Raw genomic sequence first — 22,560 nt, 5'->3', positions numbered from 1 at the left:
GCGTCGAATCGCCGAACCCGCGCCGCATGCGCGCGGCTCACATCGCGACGTCACACAGCGCGGCGTCCCAGTCGCGCACGAACCGCTCGATGCCGAAGCGTTCGCACGCATCGCGTCGCGCGGCGGCCCCCCACTCGCGCGCGAGCTCGGCATCGCGAATCAGCATGCGCATCGCATCGATCAGCACGGCCGGCCGCGTATCGGCCATCCCGTTGCGGCCGCTCCTGACGAGCTGCGCCATCTCGGTCGTCGCGAGCGCGACGATCGGCATCCCGATCATCATCGCCTCGATCACGGCGAGCCCGAGGCTCGTATAGCGGACCGGATTGAAGAAGAACCGGTAGTGCGACAGGAAGTGCGGCAGCGCCGGGTTCGGCACCTCGCCGATCCCCCCGAGTTCCTTCGAGCCCGTCCCGACGAGATCGAGCGGCACACTGTGGCGCACGACCTCGAACAGGTCGGCGCCGACACGGCGGCCGCGGCGCGCCAGGTCGTTCGCGACCGTCACGCCTTTCGGCAACGTGCCGCGATACTCGACGTTCTCGGGCATCAGCACGCCGTGTTCGATCACGCGTGTCGGCGTCACGCCGTTGTCCCACATCAGCGCGTTGAACGGCGTCACATGCACGAGCAGGACGTCCGGGTCCTGCACCGGGTGCAGCATATCGGTCGGATGCTCGCGCGGCGGATCGTGCTCGACGAACAACGTCGGCAGCGCACGTTGCGCCTCGCTCAGCAGCCGCATCCGGTCGTGCTGGTAATGGCGCAGATGCTGGTACAGCACGCAGTCGAACGTCGTGTCGCGCACGCACTCCGCCGGCACCTCGTGCACGTTGTCGCCCCACGGCAGGCGCCCGACGCGGCCCGCGTAGCCGGGCGGATTGTGCGGCTTCGTCACGATGAAGAAATCGTGCGGCGCCTGCGACAGGTAATACAGGTAATTGCCATGCACGTGCCAGGTCAGCACGCGCAACCGCCTACGTGACATCGCGCGCCTCCTGCGCGAGCAGTTCACCCGCCCGCTCGATCACGTCGCCGACGCCGATCGCCGTCGCGCATTCGTGCCCGTGCGGGCACGTGTCGAACATGCAGGGCCGGCACGCCGGATAGTTCGCGAGTACGCGATGCCGCTCGCCGTCGGGCGGCGCCCAGCGGGTCGTGTCGCTGCCGCACGCGACGACCACGCTCGGCGTGCCGAGCGCCGCGGCGACGCGCGCTACGCCCGTGTCGTTGCACAGCAGCAGCCGTGCGCGGCCGATCAGTGCCGCGAGCGCGCCGAGCGGCGTCCGGCCGCAGAGGTTCACGCACGGCCGCGCGAGGTGCTCGGCGAACGCGCCGGTCAGCGCCATTTCCGCGCGCGTGCCGGTCAGCACGATCTGCCAGTCCTCGTCGGCGAGCTGCCGCGCGGCGAGCGCGAAGCGTTCGACCGGCCAGCGCCGCGACGCCATCCGCGCACCGGGATGGACGATCACGTAGCGCCCCGGTTCGAGCGCATGCTCGTCGCACAGCACCTGCCATAAAGCATCGTCCAGGCCGCCGAGCGGGAATTCGAGGAAGTCCCCCCGCTCCGCATAGCCGAGCTTGCGCATCAGCGTCAGGTAGCGCGCGACCTCCGGCTCGCCGTCGCGCCACACGAGCGTGCAGTCGAGCGGCGTCGCGCCGCCGTCGGCCGGCATGAAGCCGGCCGTGCGCGTCGCGCCGAGCGACGCGACGATCGCATTGGTGTGCGTGCCGCTGCCGTGCAGCTGGATCGCCAGGTCGAAGTCCCGCGCGCGGCACTCCGCGACGAACGCTTCACGCGCGGCCGCGTCGGGCGCCGGTTGTTCGTCGAGCCCCGGCGCACCGGGAAACGCGATGAAACCGTCGATGTAGTCGGAAAAGCGCGACGCAAACTCGCGCGCCCACGGCAGCCCGATCAGCGTGATCCGGGCATCGGGTTCGCCGTGCCGCAGCGCACGCAGCGCCGGCACCGCGCACAGCATGTCGCCGAGCTGCAGCGCGCGGAATACCGCGATCCGCCGCGGGCCGCGCACGAGATCGAAATCGGCAGGATTGGACGTCATACGAATGGAACCCGGAAATGAAGCGCGCCGCGCGGGCGCCGGTAAGGCGATACCGGGGGCATCGCGATGGGCGTCGCGATCCGCTCCGCGACGGGCGGCGGCGCGCGCCGCGTGCCGCGCCGCCGCACGGCCTCGCGCATGACGATGTCCGCCTTGAGTTCGTCGCGTTCTCCCCCATGCTGCGCCGTGCGCACGGCGTCGATGCGCGATTCGGTCTCGCGACCGCAGTCGACGAGGATCGTGCCGTACCGCGCGGCGCGGCCGGCCTCGACGTCATCCGGGATGTTGCCGATCAACCGGCTCCATTCGGAGCCGCCGCCCAGGGTGGCGAGCGCGCGACGCAACCTGCGCGGGCGCGGCTTGCGGCACACGCGGTCGATCGGACAGGCCGGCACGCTGCCCCGCGGGTGATGCGGGCAGCAAAAAAAATCCGCCAGCGCCGCGCCGTTTGCTTCGAACAGTTCGGCGAAACGCTGGCGGACCGCGCCAAGCTTGTTTTCGATACAGCGGCCGAGCGCGATGCCCGGCTGATTCGACACGACCACGCGCGGCAGGCCGGTCGCTCCGGGCGTGCGCCCTGCGCGCGCCGCGCCCGGCGCGCGTGCGATGCGGCCGGCGAGCGATGCTCGCGCCGGATCGTGTATGACGTCGTTCACCTGTATCTCCTTTGGACATCCGGGCGCATCCGAACCGGAACCGACCGCGACGGACCGTGACGCTTGCCGCGACAGGCGTCGATGCAGGAGACACAGCGAAAACCATGCCGGCTTGCGTGCGCCCGCGCCGCCATGCGGGCCGGTGCGCGGTCGCCGGATTTTTTTATAACCGGCTGTAAAAAGCGGCGCCGGCGACCGCACTCAGATCGCCAGCGCGTCCGGCGTCGCCTGCGCGCGGCGCTTCGCGAGCGCGCGCAGGCACTGCGCGATACAGCCCGCGAACGCCTCGTCGAACCAGGGCTGCGCGCCCGCCACGCCGACCACGATCCCGCCGAGCGCGACGCTGCCCCACAGGTTCGTGTCGCCCGCGCGCAGGCGGTACGGCTCCAGCGCCTGCACGACGTGGCCGTCGCGGCCCGTTTCCCACGACAGTCGCGCCTTCGCGCGCGCGTACGCGCGGTAGTCGGCGTCCCAGTCCTTCGGGTCGGGCAGTGAGAACTCGTACAGGATGGCATCGTCGAACGCCGCATCGCCCGGCCCGAGCGCCGGGTCCATGACCACGATGTGCAGGCACCCGCTGTCGCCGACGAAATCGCTCTGCAGCGCGGCCGACAGGCTCGGCAGGAGCAGTTCGACGGCGGCGACCGCGACTGCGCGGTCCACGAACGCGCTACCGGCGCGGCGCCCGGTCAGCGTGTCGGATATCGGGTTCGGCATGGGTTTCTCCAGAGGAAACGCGAGTGCGCGCAACGCCGCGATCAGGTCGGTCGTCGCCGCGGGCTTGGGTCAAGTACGCATGGAAACCGGCCCGGCTCGCGGCCGCAGTCGACATGCTCGAACGCGCTCGCACCGCCGCGCGCCGCGAGCGCTTGCGCACCGGGCGGGCGAGTCATCGTTCTCGCCAGGCTTACGGTGCGCAACGCGCCGCCCGAACCGCCGCCCGAGGTTCGGCATCGCGTCGTTCGCCTCGCGGAACACGAAGCCGCGCGCGTTCAAAGGCGGGCCGCTCAGTGAGGCGGATTGCGTTCGCGGTCGCGACCGACGGTGCCCGGCTCGGGATCGAGCGCGGCAGGCTGCGTCGGCGTGATGGTCCGTTGTTCGGGATGCAGCACCATGCCCGTATCGTGCTCGCCGTCGCGGCGCACGCGCACGCGATTCTCGACGTCGCGCACGCCCAGGCAGCCGTCGGCCAGATCCTCGATCCCGTGCTTCATCCACCGCGCCGGCACCGTGCCGTCCAGTTCGACGCGGCCCTCGTTGACCTGCACGGTGACGTCGCTCACGTCGATGTCGAGCGCATGGGCGAGCCGTTCGCACACGTCCTCGCGGATCCGCTCGTCCGTGCGCGTATAGCCCTTCGGCCCGCTGCGCCGGCGCAGCGCATCGCGTTCGGCTTCGCTGCCGAAACGCGACGGGCCGGGGCCGCCGTAGCGCGGATTGCCGCGCGGATCGCCATACGTCCGGTCGCCGGCGTACGCGCCCGTGCGGTGCTGACCGCGAAATTCCGGGGCGTCGCCGCGGTCCCGGCCTTCCCGCCATTCGCGATCCTGCGCGCGATGCTCGCGTGAGCCGTATTCCGGTTCATGCGGCTCACGCGGCAACCCGCGCTGCCAGGCGTCGGCCCTGCCGCGCCGCTGGCCGACCGGCCGCGCGTCGCGCTCGCTCCATTCGCTGCCCCAGTCTTCCGGCCCGACGTCCTCGCTCGCGAAGCGGCGATACGCCGCTTCGTCGTCTTCCGGCCACCGCGCCGGGTCGTCCCGCATCCCGCGCTCGCCAGCGCCGCGGTACGCGCGTTCGTCGCGCGCTTGCCAGTCGGACGGGTCACCGCGCTCGCCGTGCCGTCCCGGATATCGTCGTTGCATCGTGTCCCTCCTTGATCGCATGTGCGCCGCGCGCGGCCCATGCCGCGTCGCGACGCGCGTCGGTCCGGTCGAACGCAAGGCGCGTGCCGATACCGTTGCCGATGCGGCACTAACGCGCCTCGCGACGTCGATGCGCGGCTGCACGCGCCAAACTGCAATGCGATTGCAGTTTTTGCGTGCCGGATGTCACGGCGCGCCGTCGTCGCCCGGCTCGGCCCGGTCGTCCGGATCGTCGGTACGACCGGGCTCGCTCAACCGCTCGGTGTGGTCCGGCCGGATGTCCGCGTCTTCGTCGAGCGTCGAATCGCCGTCGGCTGACGCGCGCTCGCCGGTGCCCGCGCGGTCCGTATCGGTGTCGAGCGAGGCATCACCGCGCTCCAGCGCGTGATCGTCGAGCGGCGAATCGACGTCGAACGGATGACGCCGTGCGCCGGCCGTGTCGCTGCCGCTGTCGGACGAGTCGCCCGGGCCCAGCGCGCGGCCGTCGCGGCCGCGGCCGGCGTTGCCGTCGTCGGGGCCGGCCGGTTCGTTGTCGGGGTTCAGCGTACTGTTCATCGCGTTCTCCTTTCCAGGCGCGTGGCCGCGGGGCGGCCGGGCGGCCGCGCAACGGCACGCGGGCTGGCAGGCCGTGCAATCGCCATGCCCCGTCGCGCGCCGCACCGCCCGCCCCCCGGTTGCCGGCCGCCGGCTCGGCCGACCGCACAACCGATGCGCACCCATTGATCAGCCGAAGCGAGTTCCCTTATGCTTCCGGGGTGCCAATCCGATTCGTATTGCCGCCGCCGGCGCCCCGACGGCGGCCGGTTGGCGTTTACCCGCTCTCCTTCGACCAGCCGCTCCGATGAAGCAAGACGACGCCGATCCCCATTCGCCCCTGCCGCCGCACGGGCAATCCGACGCGCGCGACCTGCAGCACCGTTTCGCCGAGTTCCGGTTCCAGACGGTGGTCGAGTCGATCACCGACTACGCGGTATTCATGCTCGATCCGCACGGCAACGTCGCGACGTGGAACGCTGGCGCGCAGCGCATCAAGGGCTATCGCGCGGCGGAGATCGTCGGCCACCACTTCTCGCGGTTCTATCCGCCCGATGCGGTCGCGGCCGGCCGGCCATCGTACGGACTCAACGAAGCGGCCACGAACGGCCACTTCGAAGACGAAGGCTGGCGCGTGCGCAAGGACGGCTCGCAGTTCTGGGCGAGCGTGACGATCACCCCCGTGCACGACCACACGAAGCAGCTGTGCGGCTTCATCAAGATCACCCGCGACATGACCGAACGCAAGCGGCTCGAGGAACTCGAGGCGTCGACGCAGCGGCTCAGCGTGTTCATCGCGATGCTCGCGCACGAGCTGCGCAACCATCTCGCGCCGCTGCGCCATTCGGTCGGCGTGCTGCAGAGCCTCGCCGATCCGGCGCCCGCGCTCGCCCAGTGCGGCGACGCCGTGAATCGTCAGGTCACGCAACTGACACGGCTCGTCGACGACCTGCTCGACGTCGGGCGCATCACGGCCGGCAAGGTCGAACTCGACGACCGGCCCACGACCGTGCGCGACATCGTGTGCCGCGGCGTGGAAAGCATCCAGCCGAAGCTGGCCGCGCGCGGCCAGCACATCCGCGTCGACCTGCCGCCCGATGCCGTACCGCTTCACGGCGACGATGCGCGGCTCGTCCAGGTGCTGCACAACCTGCTCGACAACGCGTCGAAGTTCTCGCCGCACGGCGGGCGCATCGAAGTCGGCGCACGCGTCGAAGGGCCGGTCGTCGCGATCCGCGTGGCCGACCACGGCGTCGGCATCGCGCGCGACGCGCTCGAAACCATCTTCGACCTGTTCGAACAGGAAAGCGGGTCGGGCCGGCAACCGGCCGAAGGCTTCGGGCTCGGGCTCGCGATCTGCCGGACCTTCGTCGAACTGCATGGCGGGCGAATCTCGGCCGAAAGCGGCGGGCCCGGTCAAGGTGCGACGTTTACGGTGCGGCTGCCGATCGACCGGATGACCCGCGCCGCGCCCGTCGACGTGCCCGCGCCGGTCAAGCAGCCGGGCATCCGCCCGCTGCGCATCGTCATCGTCGACGACAATCGCGATTCGGCCGACACGCTCGCCGTGCTGCTGCAGGTCAAAGGGCACGCGCCGCGCGTCGCCTACAACGCGAACGACGCGCTGGCGCTCGCCCGCGACTACGCACCGCAGCTGATGATCCTCGACCTGACGATGCCCGACATTGACGGCTTCACGCTGCTGCACGAACTGCGCAAGCTCGACGCGCTGCGCGACGCGACCTGTGTCGCGCTGTCCGGTCATGCCAGCGCGGCCGACCGCGCACGCACCGAACACGCCGGCTTCGACGAGCACCTCGTGAAGCCCGTCGAGATGGCCGTGCTCGACGGGCTGCTGCAGCGCGTTGCGCGTAAGGTCGGCGACGACGCACCGTAACGTCGGCGCTCCGGGCGGCGAATCGCGCGGCACGTCGCTGCGCGTGATTCGTACGCGAGTGCGCAGCGGCGGCAACGATCGTGCGCTTGCCGAGGGCATTCGGTCGCGCACAGGTCAGGTCGCATGCGTGCGCGCGCAGGCGGCGTCGAAGTGTCACCTGCTTATTCCAGCCGCCCGGCGCAGCGGGCACGCTTTGTTCAAAACAAAGTCTGCCGATACCGAGCGGCGATCATTTCCGGATTCCTATATAAATCGCTTCGCGCCATCGAGCATCGCGGCCGCATTCTGCCGCTTGATGACTACGCTCGTCGCGATCTTCCAGCACTGTTTCGTGCATTCGTCGCGTTGCCTCGATGAGCGGCTGTCGCATCACGGGCGGGTGCTTCCAACGCAAACAAGATAGCAACCGCTCTCACTCGACAAGGCGGTAAGAAGTAAGCGCAGGCTGATCAGTCTGGCTTCGCTTGCGAACGTCCTTCCCCGGTCCAAATGCGTGTATCCATCGGACGTTTGCCGCCCGTTTCGCACCTCGCGTCACGGTTCACGGTGTAACCACAATTCGTTCGTTCGCGTCGGAACGGTCTCTCGTCTTTCATCGGCTACTCCGTTCGGAAAGCGAACGGGTTAACCATGATCGACCGTCAAAAAACGCCATGTTAACTTCATCGCTCATATGACTTGGTCATTTGACTTACTTTGTCGAAATAGCCGGATTTGCGCGAAACACCGATGAATGGCGCGAGGTCTTCCGACACCGAATTCATCGCATCGATCATTCCGAAATCGCGATGAAGGCGGGAAGAATGCATGCGCTTCGGCAACTCGCACGAATGGAATGTATCGCGTGAAGCCAATCCATATACAGTCAAATGACCAAGTCAATCATTCAACTTGCTGTTGGGGTTCACATGAGTCAGACAGCGCCCCCCTTCTGACTTACCCGTCCACGCGACTTTGAGGCAAACATGAACGCCACTATTCCGAACACACTGCCCACCGTGTCCAGGCAGACCAGCGCACAAGAGATCGTGTCGCTCATGAATCAGTTTGGCGGCGTCCGCATCAAGCACTATCTGACCGACGAACAGGTCGCGAACATCAATCGCGAGATCGACGGCCCGCTCGACCGGCTGCGCGAGGGTTCGTCTCACGAAAACGAACTGATCAAGGAATTCCACGGCACCCATACGAAGCGCCTGACCAACATGGTCACGCACAGCAAGACGTTCGGCCGCGTACTGGACGACGATCTCTTTCACGAACTCGGCGAAGTGCTGTACCGCGAAGAGTCGGGCGACTGGTGGCTTTCGACCGCGCAGGTAATCGACATCGGCCCGGGCAACACCGCGCAGATGCTGCATCGCGACGTCGGCAATTTTCCGCCGCTGTGCGCGCTCGGCGTGAACGGTCCGACAGTATTCACGAACCTCATGATAGCGCTGACGCGCTTCACCGAGGAGAACGGTGCGACCCGCATCATTCCGGGAAGCCAGAGCTGGGACGAGGATTACTTCGACAGCAAGGGTACGCCCGACATGACCATCGCCGCCGAGATGGACGCCGGCGATGCATTGCTGTTCAGCGGCAAGGTGATCCACGGCGGCGGCGCGAACGTGACGAAGAACGAGCGCCGGCGCGGGCTCACGTTGCCGATGCAGCCGTCCTACCTGACGCCGGAGGAAGCGTACCCGTTCATCGTCGACATGGACACCGTGCGAAGCCTGTCGAATCGCGTCCAGCGAATCATCGGCTTCCGCTCGCAATATCCCGCCGGTACGCCCGGCCTGTGGCAAGTCGACTACGACGACATCGCCACGCATCTCGGCCTCTGAGCCACGAACAGTGGGCTTTCCAATGCACCTCACCCGCACAGGAGCGCGATCATGGTGAAACGTTTATTTGTCGCAGTATCACTCGTTGCCGGGGCACTGCTTGTTTTGAGCCCGGGATTCATGGTTCTGTACCACGTCGAGCATTACGACTCGAGCCGATAGACTCCGCTGAAAAGACAGAAGCTCCCGATCCAGCCTTGCGCGCGGATCGTGTCGAACACACACCGCGCGGGCCTCCCCGCGTCGAATGCTTCAGAGCGCGAGGCTCACGCCGCCGCGCACACGCTGCGCGCCGGCATCGCCGAACACACCGAGCGACAGGGTTTCGAACTCCAGTAGACCGAGCCGGGCGTCATGCCCCGGACGCCGTTCACCAGTGACGACGCGCTCGTGCCGCGCGGCCGCGCATGGCCGTCGGAAGTCGTCAAGAATGGCGCGTTCCTTCACCCGTGGCACAACATGCTCTCCATGGCGAGTCACGCCGACGAAGACATCGCGCGTCCGCTCGAAGAAATCGAAACGGCGCCTTCGCGCCGGCATGTCAGGCGGCGGGCGCCGCCCCCGCACCCGCGAGGGCCGCGGCGCGTTCGTCCGGCGAGCGGATCGCGCTGCGTCGCGCGTCAAGCGATCGCGGCCCGTGCATGTCGCGACTTGAGCTGCCGGATCGCGACGCTGGTCAGAAAGATCGGCACCATCAGCAACCCGACGGAGAGCCAGCCCACCGCGTGCAGACCCGCCATACCGAACACCGTGCCGGCAATCGCGGGGCCCACTGCCAGACCCAGGTTGATGGCCGACGCACTGGTCGCGGTGCTTCTGCCGCTGGGGTCCATTTTCGACAGCGCCGCGACCATATAAGGGGCAACGAGCGTCGCACCAGCACTGACGAGCGCCGTCGACACGATGAACGCCCACCGGCCGCCCACGCAATACATGCCGAGGCTGCACATGATCAACAGCGCGAGTCCGAACGCGATCGGCTTGAACAGACCGAAGCGATCGCCGAGCCAGTTGACCGCGATCCCCACCGGCAACTGGGCCGCGGCATTGATCATGAACAGGATGCCGAGCTGCCCGGCCTCCACCCCACGGGTGGTCGCGACTTCCGCGGCGAATCCCATCAGCGCCGTCTGCGACACGTAGATGAAAAATGCGCTGGCCAGCATCCCGCGGACGTCATTGGATTTGATCGCATCCTTCGCGACCGCTTCTTCGCCGGCATGAATGGCGGGATGCATGAATGCGCCGAACAGCAGCGCCGCCGCGACGATCGCGAACTGGACGGCATCCACGCCGATGCTGCCCAGCTTCGCATTCGCGATCGGTACGGCGTACATCGCGGTGGAAAAGATCACGGCCATCGCCACCGCCACCTGAGCCGCGACCTTCTCCGGGTGCCGGACGTGCGAAATCACGCCGTACGCGCACACGCAACTGATGCCCAGCGCAGCGCCGAGCACGAGTTTCGCGGCGACGAATACGTAGAACTGGTTCGAGAACATCGCGCACGTCGACAGGACAGCGAGCGCGGCCGCCGTCAGCGCGCCCGTTCGCTTGTTCAACGTCGCCATGTGCCGACCGAAAATGACGATGGAAAACGACAGGCAGAGCAGCACCGCGGACGCCAGCCAGCCGGCGCTGCTTTCCGACAGGCCGAACCGGGCCATCGATTCCTCGATGTTGAACGGCAGCAGATAGGCGGGCGTCCAGACCAGGGCGCCGGTGTAAAGCAGCGCGATTCTTCGGATTCCGTTGATTTCGTCATTCACGATCCACTCCTTGTCGTTGGCCCGCACGCGTGAGGACATCGACGCATCGACATCGCCGTCCTGGTCGCATCCGCACTTGCACTGTTTCGAAGACGGCTTCATTCGATCGAACAATCGCCCTGCCAACCAGCCCGCTCGTCGCCGGCCGGCGACGATGACGCCCGCTGATGGAACGGCCCGTTTTCCGCCGGAACACCGGGCCTGGCCCCCACCACGCATCGCGCCCGTCAGTCGAAATGCCCGACCTCGAGGAAGTCCTTCATCTTCAGCAGGTCGTTCGGGTCCGACATTTGTCCGTTACGCTCGACGAAGCCCGCGAACGTCGTCCCGTACGTCCAGCCGAGCAACCGCTGCAGTTCTTCCGGATAACGCTTCACGCGTTCGATCGGCAGCGTGAGGTACTGGTTTTCCTCTTGCCGGAGGATCGACAGGTCGTACGACATCGTCAGGCCGGTTCGCGGCGCATCGCTGGTATTCTTCCCGCCGCCGTGATAGGTGGAACCGATGAAGAAAAGCGCATCGCCGGCGGACATCACCGCGGGAATGCCTTCCTCCTGCTTCGGCATGCGCTCGTCATCCCACTTGTGGCTCCCCGGGATCACGACGGTGGCGCCGTTTGCCTCCGTGAAGTCGGAGATCGCGACCATCACCTGGAAGCGGGCTTCACGCGCGTAGTTCGGATGGCGCCAGAGCCATACCGAATCGTCGCGGTGCAGCGGCTGCAGGCCCTGGCCCGGCAGGATCTGGATGGCTTGCGTGACCCCGACCTGGATATCGGGCGCGATATCGATCCGGTTTTCGCCGCTCCAGATCTGGATCGGCGTCTGCAGGATGTTGCGCGCCGCGCCCAGGTACAGCGGATGCAACGCCACCTCGGCCATCCAGTCGGTGCGCGCGAACAGGCGCGAAACCCGACGCGTCTGGGTCCCTGCGAAGTAGTCGTCTACGCCGTTCGGAGCCGATTCGAGCATGTCGAACAGCGTGCGCTGGATACGTGCGAGCAAGTCGGAACCGAGAAAATTCCTGACGATCGCGCCGCCGTCTTGCCGAACCGCATTCGCCAGATCGTCAGGAGTGCTATTACTCGAAAGGTATTGCAATGACATGATGCTTCTCCCAATAGGGGTTAATGATTGAAAAGTGCGGCGTATCCGCGGTCACCGCCGCCTTCGGCGATGGATGACAGGATTCGCTCACGAAGCGCTTTCATGATTCGCGGCGGCTGCCCGGCATCTTCCTGTGCCTGCTGGAACAACCCGGTTGCTCGCGCATAGACGTCCAGGTCTGCGCCCCTCGGTTGATAGTCGGAAGCCGACACGGATTCGAACAGACCTTCGATGAAGCGGGCCTGTCCGGCGATATACGTGGGGATCAGGTCGCGAATCTCGTCGATCGAAATGCCCGAGTTCACCACGAACCTGAGACCTTCGAGAAAGGCCGCGCCGGCGCCGAAAATGAAGGTGCCCGTCAACCCGGCATCGAGCACGTTCGGCACGTCGGGTCGGGTGCTGACGTATAGCGATCGCGGCGCGATCTTGCGGAGCAGGGGTTCCGCTTCTTTCCAGATCCGTTCGTCGCCGCCCACCAGAATCGTCGCGCGCTCGTTGCCGATATCGGGCGGGAAGCACTGGATCGTTCCGCTGACGAATTTTGCGCCGGCGCCGCTCACGAGCCGATCCAGCGCCTGGACTTCGGACGGGCGCCCCGTCGCCAGATTGACGACCGTTTTCCCGTGCAGGCGTTCGCCCAGTGCGTCGAAGTCTGCGGCGAGATCGAGCGGCGTAGCAGTCACGACGATGATGACGTCCGCCTGATCGCAGGCCGCCGTCGCGCTATCGGCAACGCGGGCGCCGAGCGCACGCATGCGCTGCGCCTTTTCCGCGTTTCTGTTCCAGACGACGACCTCCTCACCCGCTCCCGCCAGCGACGCTGCAATTGCAGCCCCCATCGCCCCCAAGCCCAACACAGCAATCAAATCGCTCATTCGCATACCCTGTCGTTGACCGCACCATCGAGAGATCGCCATTGCTCAAGCCGACGTGCGAAGTCGCGTGACTTGATCATATGAACATAAAGCAACAGGCATACCAGCCAGATTCAAGCGTCCGTCCTTCCTGCGTCGTGGGCGGCTCGCCTTGTGGCAATACGCATACCCCGCAGCGGGGAATCGTCCGCACCAGATGACGCCAACGGTCACGTCGATGGTGCAGACAAATTGACTTGATCAAATGACCATGTTCTACAGCCACGAATCTTATGCTTCGACGGAACATTTGAAATACGGGGTTTCCATTAGTCACCGCGTGACGGTACCGTCGGACCAACGCCGTCGTGCGCCTTCCACCACACGTGGCCGCTATTTCGTGCAAACGTGTCGACCGCCGAACCGGCGCATCTCCCGGCGGCATCATCATCGAAACAACCATGTACGCGTGACGCGCAACAAGCGAAGCGCCACATGACATGCCGGGTCGATGCCCGACGAACGAGCGCGCCCCACGCTCCCGACACGTGCTGCCGAATCGCATCGGCTGCGTGGCGTTCGCATCGCGCCGCGACGTGCCCGCGCCACTCGAGCGACGCAACATCCGGGCGCGACCATGCATCGCGTGGCTCGCGAAATGCCGTTCATCGTCATGCTACTATCCGGGCATTCGACTACCCTGCGCGGGTAGCACCTTTGGACGAAGACATAAAACGGAGCGCTGGCCTATGCAGCGAGTACGGGCTGAAGTCCGCCGCCAGGACCTCGTAGCGGCGACTGTCGCGGTGATTGCAGAGCACGGTGTGAAGGGCGCCACGACCCGGCGCATCGCCGAGGCTGCGGGGTGCCCTCTGGCTTCCCTGCACTACGTTTTTCATTCCAAGGACGAGCTGCTGCTCGCTGTCTACGAGTCGCTGATCGACCTGATCCGCTCGGATAGCCCGGAAGCGCCGGAGCACGGCACCCTGTCCGACCTCGCGGAGTACAACCTGCGCTCAGTGATGGCGTGGTTCGAAGCCAACCCGACCTACGCGAAGACCCAATCGGAGTTGTTTACGTGGGCGCTCAGGCATCAGCCCGACGTGGCCGTCGGCGCGTTTCGCATCTCGCTGGAAGGCGCCCGCGGCAACCTGTCTGCCGCCGAGCCTCGCGCGGACGCGAAGACGCTGGATGCGATCGCCCGGCTCATCATCATCCTGATCGACGGGTTGCTTTTCTCGTGGTTTGCGCAGGATGATCCGAAGCGTCTGGCTACCGACGTCGACCACGCGAGCAAGATGCTGGCCTCCTACGCAGCCACCCTGTCAGACGCTCGCACCGCCGCCAAGACTGCTCGCAAGTCCGTACGCAAGCAGTAAGCTGCTGCCCCCTGCCCCGAGGCCCCGCTTCCTCCGGGCACCCCCGCTGCGGGCAACGTTCGCAGCGCCCCACCAGGATGCCCGCACGGCTCGCGGCGCGCTTCGTCCCATGCGCCGCCCCGCGCCCGAGCGCTGCGCGACGACGCTGTCGGGTATCACGTCTCCCGCCCGGCTACGACACGTGCGACGAGACGTAACGCTCGCCGACGAAACACCCCGCTAGCGGCTACCCCGCATTCCGCATCCGTTCGCCTGCAGGCCCGACGCTGCCTCCTTTGCGCACGGGTTTACCTCGATCGACAGCCGATCTTCGACTGCTTAATTTTCGTTGGTAATCCGATCATTTGATCAAGTCAAAAGGCCGTTATTTTCCGACGACGCCCCACCCGGGCGGACAGGATGCACGGCCGACCCGTGCCCTGCCCGTTCATGGACAAACTTTCAAGAAGCCGACATAATTCACGAGCTTGATAGTCAATTGACCATGTATCACGGATGGCGCTACCCGTCCGAACGATGTGAATGGAAGAAGATTTTGGGTACCGGAGCTTATCAATGACAAGAGTTCGCGCTGCGTTGCGGCGACAGGATTTCGTTGCCGCCGCCGTTGAAGTCATCGCCGCGCACGGTGTCGCCGGAGCCACCACGCGGCGAATTGCCGAGGCCGCAGGGTGCCCGCTGGCATCGCTCCATTATGTCTTCCATACCAAGGACGACCTGTTCGACGCCGTGTACGAATCGCTGTTCGACCTGCTCGCGACGAACGTCTCCACCGATATCGAGTTCCAGTCGTTCGGCGAACTCGCCGGATGGCAGTTGCGCAAGATGGTCGAATGGCTCGTGCAGAACCCGTCGCACGCGCGAGCGCAGTCCGAACTGATCCAGTGGGCGGAGCGCCATCGCCCGGATTTCGCGTTGAAAACCTATGTCCAGACCGTCGAGCGGACGATCGCCTACTTCGGCAAGTGCGCGCCGCATGTCAGCAAAGACATGATCGAACCCGTCGCCAGAATGAGCATCATCCTGATCGACGGATTACTGAACAGCTGGCACGCGGAAACGGATAGCCGCAGGCTCAAGGCGAACCTGAACAGTGCAAGTGCGGCCCTGGCGGCATTTGCCGCGTCCGTCTCGCGTTCGACGGTACAGGCTTGAGACGCGGCGCATCGTAGCGCCGGCAAACTGCAACGCGCCCGCGACGCGGGCTCACCCGGCACCGCGCCGAACCTCGACTTAATCTCCCGGAACTCCTCGACGCCGGTGCAGCCCCATTCCCGCCCGTTGCCGGACTGCTTGTACCCGCCGAACGGTGCCGCGATGTCGACGGACGCGCCGTTCAAGTACCCCCACCCTGCCCGCAATTCTCCTGCGACACGTTCCGCCCGTTCGATCGAATCCCCCCTAGACGTCGCCGGACGAACCGTACGGTGATGCGTCGCCCCGGAAGATCCATCCTAACGTCTTTTTTGATCATTTGGCCAAGTCGTATGACTCGGTAATAATCAGTATTGTCGCCGGCCCGTCAAAGTAAGACGCTTCACGACATGAACCGCACGGCAACATGAGTCCCGCCAGCGTCACAAAGGGTTAACCTTCATCGACAAGGAATTTTTCGAGCAATACTTTCTGCTACACGGTCAATTGATCAAGTCATGTGGCAAACTTCCAGCCGGATGGCAGAAGGTAAGCAATCCGTAAAGTGGCGCACCGCAATCCGGTCGCTTTCCGACGTCTACGTCGACCGACAACGCTCCTGCCGGAGAGAAAGGTAACTACGATGGCAATCATTCAAGTCCAGCAGATCATGCACGAGAACCCGCTGCATGCTCGCGCGCCGCACGAACCCCGTTACGAAGACGGCAGCGCCTTCTGTAACGGCAACTACGTCCCCGTCACCGAAGCGACCGTCCCGCTCGTCGACGCCGGGTTCCTTCATGCCGATGCCGCCTACGACGTCGTGACCGTCTCGCGCGGCAACTTCTTCCGGCTCGACGATCACCTCACGCGCATGGAGGAGTCGGCGGCGAAGTTCTTCCTCGAGAATCCGTTCAATCGCGACCAGGTCAAGGAAATCCTCCACACGCTCGTGCGAAACGCCGGCCTGAAGGACGCATACGTCTGGTGGTGCGTCACCCGCGGCCCGTTGAGCGTCGACCGTCGCGACCGCAGCGCGATGAAGAACGCGATGTTCGCGTTCGCCGTGCCGTTCTTCTTCCAGGCGGACGACGAAGTCCGCACGCGCGGCTCGAACCTGCTGATCAGCAAGCGGTACAACCGGATTTCCGCGAAGGCCGTCGATCCGACGGCCAAGAACTTCCACTGGATGGACATGAAGCTCGCCCTCTTCGAAGCGATGACGCAGCAGAAGGACTGGGCGGTTCTCGTCGACGAACACGACAACCTCACCGAAGCCGCCGGTGCAAACGTCTTCTTCGTCAAGAACGGCGAGCTCCATACGCCCGCCGAAGGCTGCCTGCTGGGCATCACGCGCCAGAGCGTCTTCGATATCGCGGTCGAGCTCGGCATCAAGGTGAACATCGGCACCTACACTGCCACCCAGCTGCGCGACGCGGACGAGGCATTCACGTCGTCGTCCGCCGGCGGGATCATGCCGGTCAGCGCCGTCGACGATCAGCCGCTCGGCAACCGCAACGGCCCCGGCCCGATCTCCGAGAAGATCCACAACCTCTACTGGGAGAAGCGCTGGGCAGGATGGCACGCACGGCCGGTCGAATATTTCTCGTCGGTTCCGGCATAAGCCGACGCCCGTCAACCGCCGCGCACGCACGGAGCAAGCCCGGTCGAATCGGACGAATCGGGTGCTGACGGGCGCACGATAGCAGTACGCATCGACAATCCGTCCGGCATGCCGTCACGGTGCCGGACAACACGAACGCCCGTGTCACCGCAATGCACAGGCGTTCGCAGGCTGAATCAAACAAAGCGAAACGCACTTCACTCATTTCGCATAGCTAATAAATGGACGGAACGATCGGTACGTTCATCCGCAATCGTCTATGCACAACCCTTTGTCGGGCGCACGTTACCTGGTCAAGGTCAAGGAGATAGCTGTGGTCAAGACTCATGCTTTCAAGAAATCCGCTTCGCTCGTTCGAACGGCGGCCAAATCGACCGTCATCGCGTCCGCGTTGGCGATGACGCTGACCGGTGCGCTTGCGGAAGGCACCGATTCGGCGCATACGCCGTCGGGTGCCGACGTGGCCGGCACCGCAAGCGGGATTCCCGCCTGGACGCCGGTCGGCAACGTCGGCGCGGGCTGGTCTTACGGCAAGCGCCGCGCGGATTTCTTCAAATACAAGTCCGACAAGCCCTTGTACACGATCGACGCCGGCAACGTCGACAAATACGCGGACAAGCTCAACCCGGGCCAGATTGCGCTGCTGAAGAACCTGAAGGGTTTCACGATGCCGGTCTATCCGTCCCGGCGCACGTGCGGCGTGCCCGATTTCGTCGCGGAAAACACGAAGAGCAACGCGGGCTTCGCGAAGATGTCCGCGGACGGCTCGGAACTCGCCGATGCGCACCTGCCCGGCTACCCGTTCCCGGCGCCCAAGACCGGCGCGGAAGTGATGTGGAACGCGAAGCTGCACTACCGCGGCGCCGGTGTCGAGATGCGCGACATCATCACCGTCGTCTCGCCCCGCAAAGGCTCGTCCGACTGGATCAAGAACGTCTCCGACGCGTGGATCTACCAGCCGTGGGGCGACAAGGCCGGCACGACGTTCGCGAAGGTCAACCAGGTCGAAGGAAACGCGTACTACGCGTACAAGTCGCCGGCGGCCATCGCCGGTCAGGCCGCGATCTTCACGACCTACGCGGGCAAGCCGACGGAAGTCTTCTACTACTTCCCGGGGCAGCGTCGCACCCGTCGCATGCCGTCGTACGCCTACGATGCGCCGCAGATCGGTTTCGACAACCAGTACAACATGGATGAAGCGCTGGTCTTCTCCGGACAGACGGACCGCTTCTCGTGGAAGCTGCTCGGCAAGAAGGAAATGATCGTTACCTACAACGACCTGGGCATGTACGACTTCACGGAAAAATTCGACGATGCGTACGGCCCCGACTTCGTGAATCCGTCGAAGCGCCGCTACGAACTCCATCGCGTGTGGGTCGTGGAAGCCACGGTCAAGCAGGGGATGCGCCATACCGCGCCGAAGCGCCTCTTCTACGTCGACGAAGACAGCTGGAGCTACCTCGGCGCGGTGGACTACGACGCGCAGGGCAACATCTCGAAGGTCCGCGAAGGCTACATCATTCCGGTGTACGAGACGGGAAGCTGCGACACGCTCGCATTCGCCCAATACAACCTCGTCGATGGCCGGTATCTGGTGGACGGCTCGATGCTCGCGGCCGGACGGGATGCGAAGTGGTCGGTCGATTCGTCGGCGGACCAACACTACAAGCCCAGCTTCTACAACGCCGACAATCTCCGCGCGTTGAGCGAGCGTTGACAGGCGCCGACACAAAATGGCTACCCCCACCTCCTTTCAGCCCCGATCCAGCGTGGTTTTCGTGCGCGCGGCAATCTCGGCGCTCGCCCTGAGCTGCGGCAGCGCGCACGCGTTCACGTTCACGATCGGAAATATCGAAGGCAGTTTCGATTCGACGCTGTCGGCAGGCGTCGGCATTCGCACTGCGTCGCCCAGCAGCAATCTCGTCTCGCCGACCTACGACGCGAGTACCGGCGCGCAGACCGGGGGCGGCCGGCTCGGTCAGCTCAGCGGCCTCTCCGATCAGGGCGACATCAACTACAAGAAGGGCAACCCGTTCACGAGCTATCTGAAGGGCAACCACGAGCTGCTGCTGAAGATGCCGTCCCAGGGGCTGACGTTCATGGCGCGCGGCACCTGGCAATACGACTACTCGGGCACGCACACGTCGGGCGCGACGAGCGGACAGAACCTCTTCTACAACCCGGCGCCCGACCTGAGCGGCGGGCTCCCGTCCGACGCCGAGAAAAACATCCGCTTCAAGCCCCGACTGCTGGATCTGTGGGTGAGCAAGCAGTTCAACGTGGGCGACCAGATTGCGCGCATCCGGGTGGGCAACCAGGTCGTCAGCTGGGGCGAAAGCATCTGGGAAATCGGCGGGATCAATGCGACGAACGCGATCGACGTGAACCGTGCGTCGCAGCCGGGTGCGCAGGTCAAGGAGTTCATCCTGCCCGCACCGATCCTGAGCGTCGCGTCCGGCGTGGGTCACGGCGTGAACGTCGAAGGGTACATCCAGAGCAACTGGAACCAGAACTACCTGCCGCCGGTGGGCAGCTACTGGTCCAATCAGATCGTCGGCCCCGGCAACAACGCGTACGGCGTCGCGACCGTCCATCCGAAAAACGGCGGGCAGTACGGCTTCTCGATTCGCTACCAGCCCGCCGGCACCGACCTCAATCTCGGGTTCTACACGATCGCGTATCACGACAAGTTCCCGGAGGTGTCGCTGAGCCCCACGGGCGGGACGGTCTTCCGGTTTCCGGAAGATCGCCACATGATCGGCGTCAGCGCCAACTTCCCCGTCGGCGACTGGGCGATCGGGACCGAGCTGTCGTACCGGCCGCGCGACGCCGTTCCGCTGAATCCGGCCAGCGGATGCGTCGCGCAAGGCGGGAACTGCTGGGTCGACGAGAAGCGCTTCCAGTGGCATCTGACTTCGCTCTACGCACTGCAGCCGGGCAATTCCGGCGCGCTCCTCAAGCTGCTCGGCGCGCAGACCGCCACGCTGACGACCGAGACCGTGATCATCGGCTATCCGGGGCTCCACAAGAGCTACGGCGGTTCGCCGATCGCGCCCGGCGCGCTGCTGTGGGGCAACGAGTTCAACGACCTGTTCGCGAGCGGCGCACTCAACTCGCCCGGTAGCGCACAGGGCACGAAGTACTCGGGCGGGATCGACGTCGATTTCAACTGGGTGTATGACGGCACGCTCATTTCCGGGTGGCAGGTCAATCCGGGCGTGTATCTCCGGTACGGCCTGTTCGGCAACACGCCGGACGTCAATGCGCAGTTCATGCGCGGCGTGATGGCGATGAACCTGTACGTGAATTTCATCCAGAACCCGGCGAACTGGCAGGTCGGATTGAACTACACCCGCTTCATGGGCCCGACCAACCCGCTGTCCAACCCGCTACGTGACCGGGACTTCGTGGCAATCGTCGCATCGCGCAATTTCTGAGGTCAACATGAATCAAACGCCTGTTTCCGACGCAGCCCCGCCCGGCAAGCTGCCAAGAATGCTTCACTCGCTGGAAAATGCGCTGTTCGGTCACAGGCGTCTCGTGCTGGGGCTGCTGGTGCTCTTCACGGTCGTGATGGCCTGCTTCGCCGTCAAGCTGCGCATGGATGCGGGGTTCGAGAAGCAGTTGCCGATCGGCCACGAATATACGCAGACCTTCAACGCGTATCGCGGCGATCTGCTCGGCGCCAATCGGCTGATCGTCGTCGTCAAGGCCCGCAAGGGCAGCATCTGGACGCCGGCCGCGTTGAAGCGCTTGTATGACGTCACCCAGGCGGTCACGTTCCTGCCGAACGTGTCCCGCAGCAGCGTCCAGTCGCTCTGGACGCCGAATTCGTTCGTCAACGAGATTACCGAAGACGGCTTCCGCGCCGACCCGCTCATTCCCGGCACCGTGACGCCGGATCAGCTCGACGGCAGCACGGTCGGCGCCATTTCGCGCTCGACGGCCCAGGGCGGCTTCGTCGGCAGTCTCGTGTCTCGCGACCAGACGAGCGCGATGGTCACCGCGGACCTCAACGAGCTCGATGCGAAAGGCGAGCGGATCGACTACGTAGCGTTCGATCGGGCGCTCGAAGCGCAGTTGCGCGCGCGGTTCGAGGATGCGAACTACGAGATCCAGATCATCGGCTTCGCGAAGCAGATCGGCGACATCGCGAACGGCGCGGCGTCCGTCCTCAAGTTCTGCGCGATCGCGCTGCTCCTGACCGCGCTGGCCGTCTACTGGTACTGCCGCTCCGTGCGCCTCACGATCCTGCCGCTGACCTGCTCGCTCGTGTCGCTCGTCTGGCAGTTCGGCACGCTGCATCTGCTCGGCTACGGGCTCGACCCGCTGGGCGTGCTGGTGCCGTTCCTGGTGTTCGCGATCGGCGTGTCGCACGGCGTCCAGCAGATCAACTTCATCGTTCGCGAGATCTCTCACGGAAAAACAATGGAGCAGGCGGCCCGATCGAGCTTCAGCGGGCTCCTGATTCCCGGCACGCTCGCCCTCGTGACGGCCTTCGTGTCCTTCGTCACGCTGATCCTGATCCCGATTCCGATGGTCCGCGAGCTCGCGATCACCGCTTCGCTCGGCGTCGCGTACAAGATCGTCACCAATCTGGTGATGCTCCCGCTGGCCGCGTCGTTGCTCCAGGTCGATCACCATTACGCGAAGAACGCGGAGCTGCATGCCGCGCGTCGCGCCCGCGTGCTGCGCGTGCTCGCCAAAGTCGCGATTCCCCGCAATGCGGCGATCGTTCTGCTGGCCGCCGTCGTGGTGTTCTGCGTGGCGGCGTGGGAAAGCCGCGACCGCGTGGTCGGCACGCTGCAGGCCGGCGCCCCCGAGCTGCGCGCCGATGCCCGCTTCAACAAGGATTCGGTTTCGATCGCGTCGAGCTACGACGTCGGCCTGGACTGGATGTCGATCGTGTTCGAAGCGCCGCCGCAGTCCTGCAATAACGTCGAAATCGGCGCGTACCAGGATCGCTTCGTCTGGTCCATGCGCGCCGTTCCCGGCGTCCTGTCGGTCGTGTCGTTTTCTTCGCTGCTGCGGCAATACAACGAGGGATACAACGAAGGCAACCCGAAGATGTCCGCGATCCCGATCGATCCAGACAACTATTCGTCGCTGGCCGGCGAGGTGGCGCGCACGCCCGGCGTCATGCGCAAGGACTGCAGCATGACCGCGGTGAACATCTATCTGGCCGACCATAAGGCGACGACGATCAACCAGGTGATCAACGCCGCGAAGCACTTCCGCGACGCCAACAAGCTGCCCGGCGTGAAGATCCGGCTCGCGTCCGGAAACGCCGGCGTACTGGCCGCGGTCAACGACGAGATCGAGCGCAGCGAATTGCCGATGATGCTTTACGTCTATACGACGATCGTGCTGCTCGTGCTCGTCACGTACCGCGATCTGCGCGCCGTGCTCGCGTGCTGCCTGCCGCTGACGATCGGCACGTTCATCGGGTACTGGTTCATGAAGGAGCTGCAGATCGGCCTGACCGTCGCCACGCTGCCCGTGATGGTGCTGGCCGTGGGCATCGGCGTCGACTATGCGTTCTACATCTACAACCGCCTGCAGCTGCATCTCGCCAACGGCGTGGGAATCGTCAAGGCGCTCGAGCAATCGATCCTCGAGATCGGGACGGCCACCATCTTCACGGCGATCACGCTCGCGATCGGCGTCGCCACGTGGTCGTTCTCCGAGCTCAAGTTCCAGGCGGACATGGGCAAGCTCCTCGCGTTCATGTTCATCGTCAACATGGTCATGGCGATGACCGTGCTGCCCGCCTTCGCCGTCTGGCTCGAACGCATCTTCCCGAGACGGCGGCCCGCGCGCGCGCCCGGCCTGCTCGCACATTGAAGA

At 65.4% G+C, this 22,560-nt stretch carries 19 protein-coding genes and 2 pseudogenes; 9 read left to right on the top strand and 12 right to left on the bottom strand.

What is annotated here, in order from left to right:
* Positions 1-37 precede the first annotated feature (37 nt).
* From WJ16_RS16935 to WJ16_RS16910, 7 genes and pseudogenes are all read right to left on the bottom strand, one after another.
* Positions 38-988, bottom strand: a complete 951-nt coding sequence (locus tag WJ16_RS16935) for a glycosyltransferase (protein ID WP_069258240.1) — start codon at positions 986-988, stop codon at positions 38-40.
* Positions 978-2,063 (bottom strand): glycosyltransferase family 9 protein, encoded by a 1,086-nt coding sequence (locus tag WJ16_RS16930; protein ID WP_069258239.1) that lies wholly within the window; start codon positions 2,061-2,063, stop codon positions 978-980. The genes WJ16_RS16935 and WJ16_RS16930 overlap by 11 nt, the downstream gene beginning before the upstream one ends.
* The gene (locus tag WJ16_RS35570) at positions 2,060-2,920 is read right to left on the bottom strand and encodes an HAD hydrolase-like protein (RefSeq protein ID WP_236858288.1); all 861 of its coding nucleotides are present in this window, start codon (positions 2,918-2,920) and stop codon (positions 2,060-2,062) included. The genes WJ16_RS16930 and WJ16_RS35570 overlap by 4 nt, the downstream gene beginning before the upstream one ends.
* Positions 2,921-3,436 carry a hypothetical protein gene (locus WJ16_RS16920; RefSeq protein WP_069258238.1) on the bottom strand — a complete coding sequence of 172 codons (516 nt, stop codon included), beginning with the start codon at positions 3,434-3,436 and terminating at the stop codon, positions 2,921-2,923.
* Positions 3,437-3,522: 86 nt separating this feature from the next.
* Positions 3,523-3,718, bottom strand: a pseudogene (locus WJ16_RS35565) (hypothetical protein); the annotation flags it as partial.
* An 8-nt stretch (positions 3,719-3,726) separates the two neighbouring features.
* The gene (locus WJ16_RS16915; RefSeq protein WP_069258237.1) at positions 3,727-4,581 is read right to left on the bottom strand and encodes a BON domain-containing protein; all 855 of its coding nucleotides are present in this window, start codon (positions 4,579-4,581) and stop codon (positions 3,727-3,729) included.
* A 186-nt stretch (positions 4,582-4,767) separates the two neighbouring features.
* Entirely contained in the window at positions 4,768-5,136 is a 369-nt protein-coding gene (locus WJ16_RS16910; protein ID WP_069258236.1) for a chemotaxis protein, read from the bottom strand.
* Positions 5,137-5,422: 286 nt separating this feature from the next.
* On the opposite strand from WJ16_RS16910, the gene WJ16_RS16905 reads away from it, so the two are divergent.
* From WJ16_RS16905 to WJ16_RS16900, 3 genes are all read left to right on the top strand, one after another.
* Positions 5,423-7,012: a PAS domain-containing hybrid sensor histidine kinase/response regulator gene (locus tag WJ16_RS16905; protein WP_069258235.1), complete on the top strand. Its 1,590-nt coding sequence runs from the start codon at positions 5,423-5,425 to the stop codon at positions 7,010-7,012.
* A 123-nt stretch (positions 7,013-7,135) separates the two neighbouring features.
* The gene (locus tag WJ16_RS34860; protein ID WP_157126791.1) at positions 7,136-7,369 is read left to right on the top strand and encodes a hypothetical protein; all 234 of its coding nucleotides are present in this window, start codon (positions 7,136-7,138) and stop codon (positions 7,367-7,369) included.
* 680 nt (positions 7,370-8,049) lie between these two features.
* Positions 8,050-8,844: a phytanoyl-CoA dioxygenase family protein gene (locus WJ16_RS16900; RefSeq protein ID WP_226243941.1), complete on the top strand. Its 795-nt coding sequence runs from the start codon at positions 8,050-8,052 to the stop codon at positions 8,842-8,844.
* Between the two features lie 252 nt (positions 8,845-9,096).
* Here the strand turns inward: WJ16_RS16900 and WJ16_RS34855 are convergent, their stop codons facing one another.
* From WJ16_RS34855 to WJ16_RS16885, 4 genes are all read right to left on the bottom strand, one after another.
* Positions 9,097-9,384 carry a hypothetical protein gene (locus tag WJ16_RS34855; protein WP_157126790.1) on the bottom strand — a complete coding sequence of 96 codons (288 nt, stop codon included), beginning with the start codon at positions 9,382-9,384 and terminating at the stop codon, positions 9,097-9,099.
* 80 nt (positions 9,385-9,464) lie between these two features.
* Positions 9,465-10,640 carry an MFS transporter gene (locus WJ16_RS16895; RefSeq protein WP_236858285.1) on the bottom strand — a complete coding sequence of 392 codons (1,176 nt, stop codon included), beginning with the start codon at positions 10,638-10,640 and terminating at the stop codon, positions 9,465-9,467.
* 200 nt (positions 10,641-10,840) lie between these two features.
* Complete coding sequence (locus tag WJ16_RS16890) at positions 10,841-11,719, bottom strand: phytanoyl-CoA dioxygenase family protein (protein WP_069258233.1); 879 nt, start codon at positions 11,717-11,719, stop codon at positions 10,841-10,843.
* A gap of 20 nt (positions 11,720-11,739) precedes the next feature.
* Positions 11,740-12,597 (bottom strand): NAD(P)-dependent oxidoreductase, encoded by an 858-nt coding sequence (locus WJ16_RS16885; RefSeq protein ID WP_236858282.1) that lies wholly within the window; start codon positions 12,595-12,597, stop codon positions 11,740-11,742.
* A gap of 728 nt (positions 12,598-13,325) precedes the next feature.
* Between WJ16_RS16885 and WJ16_RS16880 the strand changes: the two genes are divergently transcribed.
* The gene (locus tag WJ16_RS16880) at positions 13,326-13,955 is read left to right on the top strand and encodes a TetR/AcrR family transcriptional regulator (RefSeq protein ID WP_069258231.1); all 630 of its coding nucleotides are present in this window, start codon (positions 13,326-13,328) and stop codon (positions 13,953-13,955) included.
* Positions 13,956-14,510: 555 nt separating this feature from the next.
* Positions 14,511-15,110 carry a TetR/AcrR family transcriptional regulator gene (locus WJ16_RS16875; protein ID WP_069258230.1) on the top strand — a complete coding sequence of 200 codons (600 nt, stop codon included), beginning with the start codon at positions 14,511-14,513 and terminating at the stop codon, positions 15,108-15,110.
* Between the two features lie 65 nt (positions 15,111-15,175).
* Here the strand turns inward: WJ16_RS16875 and WJ16_RS33405 are convergent.
* Positions 15,176-15,349: pseudogene (locus WJ16_RS33405) on the bottom strand (aldehyde dehydrogenase family protein); the annotation flags it as partial.
* A gap of 383 nt (positions 15,350-15,732) precedes the next feature.
* Here WJ16_RS33405 and WJ16_RS16870 point away from each other — a divergent pair.
* From WJ16_RS16870 to WJ16_RS16855, 4 genes are all read left to right on the top strand, one after another.
* Entirely contained in the window at positions 15,733-16,713 is a 981-nt protein-coding gene (locus WJ16_RS16870; protein ID WP_084636050.1) for an aminotransferase class IV, read from the top strand.
* Between the two features lie 397 nt (positions 16,714-17,110).
* Positions 17,111-18,430 carry a DUF1329 domain-containing protein gene (locus WJ16_RS16865; RefSeq protein WP_069258228.1) on the top strand — a complete coding sequence of 440 codons (1,320 nt, stop codon included), beginning with the start codon at positions 17,111-17,113 and terminating at the stop codon, positions 18,428-18,430.
* Positions 18,431-18,446: 16 nt separating this feature from the next.
* Positions 18,447-20,150: a DUF1302 domain-containing protein gene (locus WJ16_RS16860; RefSeq protein ID WP_069258227.1), complete on the top strand. Its 1,704-nt coding sequence runs from the start codon at positions 18,447-18,449 to the stop codon at positions 20,148-20,150.
* A gap of 58 nt (positions 20,151-20,208) precedes the next feature.
* Positions 20,209-22,557 carry an efflux RND transporter permease subunit gene (locus tag WJ16_RS16855; RefSeq protein WP_069258226.1) on the top strand — a complete coding sequence of 783 codons (2,349 nt, stop codon included), beginning with the start codon at positions 20,209-20,211 and terminating at the stop codon, positions 22,555-22,557.
* Positions 22,558-22,560 lie beyond the last annotated feature (3 nt).

Origin of the sequence: Burkholderia metallica (assembly GCF_001718555.1) — a bacterium.
In the GTDB taxonomy this organism is placed as follows: Bacteria; Pseudomonadota; Gammaproteobacteria; order Burkholderiales; family Burkholderiaceae; genus Burkholderia; species Burkholderia metallica.
The sequence above is the reverse complement of the archived record's forward strand: the minus strand, read 5'-3'. Positions and strand labels throughout refer to the sequence as shown.